Below are 6,222 nucleotides of genomic sequence, written 5' to 3'. Positions count from 1 at the left end.
CTGGGAGCCCACTAAGCCGACCACAACCGCCCGAGCGGCTTGACAGCATCATTGAGACTCCCTTCACGGACTCAGTGGGCGCGCAGCAGCGGCTGGGTGGAGCAGCGGAACGCGCCACCGAACAGTCGGGAGACCGAGAAGTCGAGATATTCGACGGTGATGCCACGGGCCTGCAATGCGGTGCCGACATCGGTGAATTCGGCGTCGAGGATGTAGGTCTGGGGATCGATGGGAAGGCCATTGGTGGCCATCGCGGCCGCCTGGTCCTCGCTGACCTCGATCTGTTCCCAGCCCCGTAAGACTTCCGGAAGCCCGGAGGGCAGCCGTTCCGGGCAGGCGATCAGCAGCCCCTCCCGCACGAGTCCGATCGCGCAGTCCAGGTGCAGGACGTGTTCGGGCAGATCAACGGGCGTCACGGTGTAGCCGAAGGGTTCGAGGTACTTCGACAGCCAGGCAACGCCGAGGTCGTTGGTGGCCATGCCGGAGTGTCCGACGAAGACATGCGAACCCAGTACCAGCACGTCGCCGCCCTCGAGGAATGGGCCCGGACCGGGGTGACCCAGCGGCGATTTCGCCGGTTGCAGCAGCGACACGTACTTCGCGGGAGTCGGCATCACTCGTTCGAGCAGCAGGTCGCGGGAGGTCAGCACTTCCATCCGCCGGTGCGGGAACTGCAGTACCCCTTCGATGACGTGGTCACCGACGGTGAACCAGGGATCACGGACGAAGAAGTTGGCGTAGCCGCCACGATCGGACGCGGCCTTCTCATCCTCGTTGAACAAGCGCGGACGCAGTACCTCCACCCCGTACCGGGTCAGTACCGCGGCGAGTGCGTCACGTTCGGCTTCCCACGCCTTCTGCTGAGCGGGGTAGACCTCGCCGAAGTCCTTGCCCCACACGGCCTCGAGGATTTCCACCGCGCTCTCTTCGACCGGCATCGAATGGCCCAGAATCGCCGCCTCGGCAGGCGCGCGGAATTCGCTCTGGGAGACAACCACGGTCCGTAGCGGGGCGAACTCACTCTCGACGTACACGCGAGAATTCTGTGCAGTCATGGATGTGAACGATAACGCAGAACAGAAGCCGATCGAATCGTCTGAGGGGACTATGTCACCGACCGAAATATGGCGATCACCGGCCGAAAGCAACGACAGCCTTAATTGTCTGGCCGATTTTGTGATGCACTCTCCACCGTCGGCAGACCTTTCCGTTACCGACGCCGGATGTCTACTTTTGGCAACCGGAGTCACCGCCGCCCGCACCGTGAACGTCCGCGCCGCCGCGGAACGGCTCGAACTCGACGATTTTGGCGTCCTCGAACCTGACAAGATCGCCGATCGGCTGCGTGCCCATGGGTCGACTCATACCCGACTCTGCGATACCTGATTACGTCCGACCCCGGTCACGAAGGTTTGATTTGCATCAAACGCACGATAATGCCGGGACCCGCGCGATTCGAACGCAGGTCAGTGGTCCTGGTTGTTGGTCGCTGCTCCAGACGATAGGGGAGCGGTTCGCGACTTTGCTTGGCCTGCCATCGGCCCGGAATGTCGGGATGTAATGGGAACCGCAGTGCCATTTTGAGTGCCATTTTGCGGCCGGAATGGTGGGAATCCGGGGGTTTCGGCTGGAATGGGTGGGAGGCGTTGGGATGGCGAAATGCCAGGTCAGAATAGATAGAACCCCCAAGATCGCCAGGTTAGCGGCCGATTTTGGGGGTTCTACGAAATGATGAAAAAGGACTAGCTATTTCTGCAGTTCAGGGCGTCGCGGACTGCTGGAACGGGCCGAAAAATGTAAGTTTGGCCGGATCCAGTAGTTCCATGACCGCGGCGTTGTCGACTGCCGCCATGCGGCGAATGCCCTGGTGGATGTAGTGCCGCTGGGCCATCGACTTGTTGCCGTCCATATGTCTTAGCTGAGCGCTGACGCGTTCATCGTCACCCGTCGCCGTTACGACGTGGGTGGCCACTGTGTCTGGATGGTCCGACAAGCGAAATGTCTTGAACTCACTCCGATTTCGCACGGCATAGACGGCCATGCGGGCGTTGGACATGCTTACCCATGCCCCTGCGGCGCTCCTGGGACCCTGAAGGACTGGCAAGGTATCGACGGCGGGGGATGCTTTTTCCTTCTCGGCATCCAGCTCGGTTGCGAGCCAGTCGGGCAGCACGAGTCTGTACTCGTTGCCGCTCTTCCTCCCGGCGGAAGCTTCACTATGAGCACACCCTGTATGCACCCGACCACATCGCCCTCCAGCATGGGCCTTCCGATCAGGCGGTCTGGTTTCTCCTGGCCGGACTCCTGAGCGTCATGGTTGCTGTGCTGTGGTTCGTTGCCGGGGTCCCTGCCACTGACGTTGATCGGAGTGGGTTTCTGGAGTCTGCAATTGCTGCTGGTACTACTCCCCGCGAGCCGTGAATACGTCGCCGAGCTCACCAACGCCTCGAATCAGCGTCCTCGAGGAGGGACTCGACCAGATCGTGCGACAGATCCGCAACATCCACCGTCGATTTCCTCTGCTGCTACCGCTGGCCGGGCCCTCAACGACCGAGGCGGTCGGCTAGGTTGCGAAATGTGCTGCTACCTATCGTTCCTTGGATGGCTCATGCTCTCGTCTGCCGGTGCGTTGCGAAGTCGCAGTTGGGCAGGAACCCTTGCGTTACATGGGAATTCGGCGCACTCCGTTCGTTCTGATCTCGCGCGCAAGCGGACTGGCGCTTGACACTGCTCACCACACAGTTTCTGGGCCACGTCCGATCCTGTGGCCGCCACACGCATACCGCCACCAGCAATGGCTGCTCAAGCCGTGCAAGCACAAGGGCGAGGTGGTCATCGTCTCGGCGGCGAATGGTCTTGCGGGTTCATCATCCAGTCGGTTCACTCCGAGCTCTGCCTTGCAGCCGATGAGAGCTTCCAAGACCATGCCAAAGAACACTGGTCGCCGTACTTGGCAGGACGCCATCCGCAGTCCGCGCAGGAATGGCTCGTTGCGCTGCCGTTCGGCGATCGGGAGCGGTTTGCCTAGGCTGACCTGCAACTATCAAGTCACCATGGCATCGTGTTGTTGTCAATAGCGGGGCCTCAGCGGATTCTCAGCGCGGTTTGGGCAGGCTCGCGTGCATGGAATCGATAACCGACGATCTGGTGTGGTTGTTGCTGGACGACGCGACCGGGGAACCGGCGGATTTCCGGGTTGATAGCGCTGCTGGCGTCGGTCGACGCGCTGGCCCTACAGGTCCCTGGCATTGCAGCTACGGAGATCGAGGCACTGGGTGTGCGGTTTCTGGCTTGCCGGAGTGACTGCCAGGACTTGACGCGACAGGTGCGTGAAGCGATTTGCCATGATTACGCTCGGTCGTTCTGTGGCGCAGCGTAACGGTGCGACGGATTCCGGCGCAGGCATCGGGTCACGGTCGAGGTGATGGGCGGTCGTTCGTGAGTTGCTGGTCGTCAAACTACCTGTAGCAGAACCTATTTGAAAAACTATGCTCCGCTACGCGGGTGACTGGAGGACCGACTGGTTTCGCTGAGAGTTCTCTCAGGAACCTGGGTTGGCAATGGCTCCGGAACGGCACCCGAGAATCTCGTTGAAAACGATGGCTACCAGGAGCTTTCCGTCAGGAGGGGGCGATGATCGATGGGGGAGAGGATTGCCGTGCATCGTTCGATCACTGTCCACGGCCGGGGCTCAGCGCGCCACGTTGCTCTGCTGGACAGTGTTGTGTAGCTTCGGTTTTGAGTTGTCAGGGCAAGGTACGCCTGACTGGAGGGGGCACTGTGGTTGGGGATATTGCCGATCTGTTGGTTCGTTCCCGAGAGTTGCTGGATTCGGCGCTCTCCAGGATGGATGCTCCGGTCGGCGACGCCGACCAGACCGCGGATATCGAGAAGGTGACGCCTCGGGAGAACTGGGGTGAGACGCTGCAGCAAAGCCTTCGGGGGGTCCAGGAGGAGGTGACGATCGCGATCTCGGATCCGATCCGCGCGCGTCGAGAGTATCTCGCCGGGGATGCTCTGATCCGGGAGTTGATCGATGACGGTAAGCGGGTGCGGGTTCTCGCTTCGTCGCGTTACGCAGATGAACACGATCTGGAGGAACTGCTGCACGACTACTCGTTCAGTGATCGAATCCGAGTCACCCACGCCAAGTTCCACAACACCATGGTCATCGACAACCGTCTCGCGGTGGTGTGGACGCATCTGGACGGACAGGCCCAGGCATACTTCGCCAGTGAATTCACCCTGATGGGCGCCATTCAACAGTTCGTCACGCAGACCTGGGAGACCGCCCTGCCGTTGCGAGACCATGTCGCCCTGCGTCAGCGCGGGTTCGATGAGATGGGCATCGCGGTCTTGCGCTTCCTGAACGCCGGCGTCACCGACGAGGTTGCGGCGCGCCGACTTTCAGTGTCGACGCGCACCTATCGTCGCTATATAGCCGACATCATGATCCGTTTGAACGCCACGACTCGCTTCCAACTCGGCTCTCGCTCCGCCGAGCTCGGTCTACTCACGCATGAGGATCGCGCGGATGCCTGAAAGTGGTTGTGAGCTACTGGCCAGGCATCCGCGCGAACCTGTTTACCGCGGTGAGCGCCTCAGTTCGGCGTTCTCCGCGGCGTGCTTCTTGGCGGCGGGGTAGTTGGCCTTGCCGCTGGGTTGGCGCATCATCTGCTCGACGATCCAGTAGCCGCGCGGTGCCTTGTATCCGGCGACTTTGGTGCGGACATGCCCGTCGAGGGCGGCGAGGTCGAGCTCGACCTCGCCGCGCGGCTGTACCAATGCCGCGACCGAGTTGCCGAAACGCTCATCCTTGACGCCGATCACCAACGCGTCGAAGACATCCGGATGCGATTTGAGCGCGCCCTCGACCTCTTCCGGGAAGACCTTCTCGCCACCGGTGTTGATGCACTCCGATCCCCGCCCGAGCAGGGTGACGGTGCCGTCGTCCTCGTAGCGTGCGTAGTCGCCGGGCACTACGTACCGGGTTCCGTCCACCTCGACGAAGATCGTCTTCGTTTTCTCTGGATCCTTGTAGTAACCGAGGGGCACATGCCCCTTGCGTGCCATCCGGCCGACCGCACCGGCTTTGGGCTGTACCAGCTTGCCGTCGTCGTCGATGAGCACGGTCTGCGCGTTGTACTTCACTCGCGGTCCTTGAGAATGATCGGAATCCTTGGTGACCACGGCCAGACCAGTGCTGCCGCTCTCCGAGGATCCGATCACATCGGTGATGAACAGCTTTGGGAAGAGCTCGAGGTACTGCTCCTTGAGCGACTGCGAGAACAACGCGGCATGGCTGCTGAACGCCCACAATGACGACACGTCGTAACTGTTCCCACGGTAGGCGTCCAACAGTGGCTTGGCCATGGCGTCGCCGACCACGGTGAGCACGTTGACCTGCTCCCGCTCTACCGTCTTCCACACCTCGTTGGCGTCGAACTGTGGCACGAACACGACAGTGCCGCCGGAGTTCAGCGTGAGGAACGCCGCCCACTGCGCAGCTCCATGGATCAACGGTGAAAGTGGTGCCATCACAATGCCGTTCGGCGCGGACTTGGCGTTGTTGGCCAATTCCCATTCGTCAGCGACGTATTCGCCGGTGACATGGTTGATGCCACCGCCGAGCGTGCGCCACACGTCCTCATGGGTCCACATGACGCCCTTGGGGAACCCCGTCGTGCCACCGGTGTAGAGGATGTAGAGGTCATCGGACCGGCGTTCGTCGAAGTCGCGGGCAATGGACTGCCCGGCACGCGCCTGGTCGTAGGAGATGCCGTTGTAGCGCGTGTAATCCCCGTCGGTGCCGTCCTCGACCACGATGATGTCGGTCAGCTGCGGGGTTGTCGGCGCGACCTCGGCGACGATATCGGTGTACGCGCGCTCGTGGACCAGGGCCTTCAGGTCGGCGTTGTCGACGATGTAGCGGACTTCCTCGGACACATACCGGTAGTTGACGCTCACCGATACCGCCCGCAGTTTGTAGGCGGCGAGCATCGTTTCGAGTGCCTCGATGGAGTTACGCGAGTACACCCCGACGTGGTCGCCCTTACCGATGCCCCGTGATGACAGGTGATGCGCGAGCTGGTTTGCGCGCTCGTCGAGTTCCCGGTAGGTCACCCGGCGATCACCGCAGATGACGGCGGTGCGGTCGGGAACCGCGTCTACCGCGTGTTCGAAGAGGTCTGCAACGTTGAAAGCCATGCGACACAAACTAGA

At 61.7% G+C, this 6,222-nt stretch carries 6 protein-coding genes; 3 read left to right on the top strand and 3 right to left on the bottom strand.

Annotated elements, in window-relative coordinates:
- Window positions 1–71 precede the first annotated feature (71 nt).
- Window positions 72–1,034 (bottom strand): dimethylarginine dimethylaminohydrolase family protein, encoded by a 963-nt coding sequence (locus ACYVN4_RS44495; RefSeq protein WP_460730248.1) that lies wholly within the window; start codon window positions 1,032–1,034, stop codon window positions 72–74.
- A 19-nt stretch (window positions 1,035–1,053) separates the two neighbouring features.
- Here ACYVN4_RS44495 and ACYVN4_RS44490 point away from each other — a divergent pair, with 19 nt between their 5' ends.
- Complete coding sequence (locus tag ACYVN4_RS44490) at window positions 1,054–1,386, top strand: hypothetical protein (protein WP_460730246.1); 333 nt, start codon at window positions 1,054–1,056, stop codon at window positions 1,384–1,386.
- A gap of 373 nt (window positions 1,387–1,759) precedes the next feature.
- On the opposite strand, the gene ACYVN4_RS44485 is transcribed toward ACYVN4_RS44490, so the two are convergent.
- Window positions 1,760–2,173, bottom strand: a complete 414-nt coding sequence (locus ACYVN4_RS44485; RefSeq protein WP_460730244.1) for a hypothetical protein — start codon at window positions 2,171–2,173, stop codon at window positions 1,760–1,762.
- A gap of 621 nt (window positions 2,174–2,794) precedes the next feature.
- On the opposite strand from ACYVN4_RS44485, the gene ACYVN4_RS44480 reads away from it, so the two are divergent.
- Entirely contained in the window at window positions 2,795–3,028 is a 234-nt protein-coding gene (locus tag ACYVN4_RS44480) for a hypothetical protein (RefSeq protein WP_460730242.1), read from the top strand.
- Window positions 3,029–3,633: 605 nt separating this feature from the next.
- Window positions 3,634–4,542: a hypothetical protein gene (locus tag ACYVN4_RS44475; protein WP_460730240.1), complete on the top strand. Its 909-nt coding sequence runs from the start codon at window positions 3,634–3,636 to the stop codon at window positions 4,540–4,542.
- 42 nt (window positions 4,543–4,584) lie between these two features.
- On the opposite strand, the gene ACYVN4_RS44470 is transcribed toward ACYVN4_RS44475, so the two are convergent.
- The gene (locus ACYVN4_RS44470) at window positions 4,585–6,207 is read right to left on the bottom strand and encodes an acyl-CoA synthetase (RefSeq protein ID WP_460730238.1); all 1,623 of its coding nucleotides are present in this window, start codon (window positions 6,205–6,207) and stop codon (window positions 4,585–4,587) included.
- Between the last annotated feature and the right edge of the window lie 15 nt (window positions 6,208–6,222).

The organism is Nocardia heshunensis (genome assembly GCF_054782115.1).
This window is presented reverse-complemented; position numbering and strand designations above follow the sequence as displayed.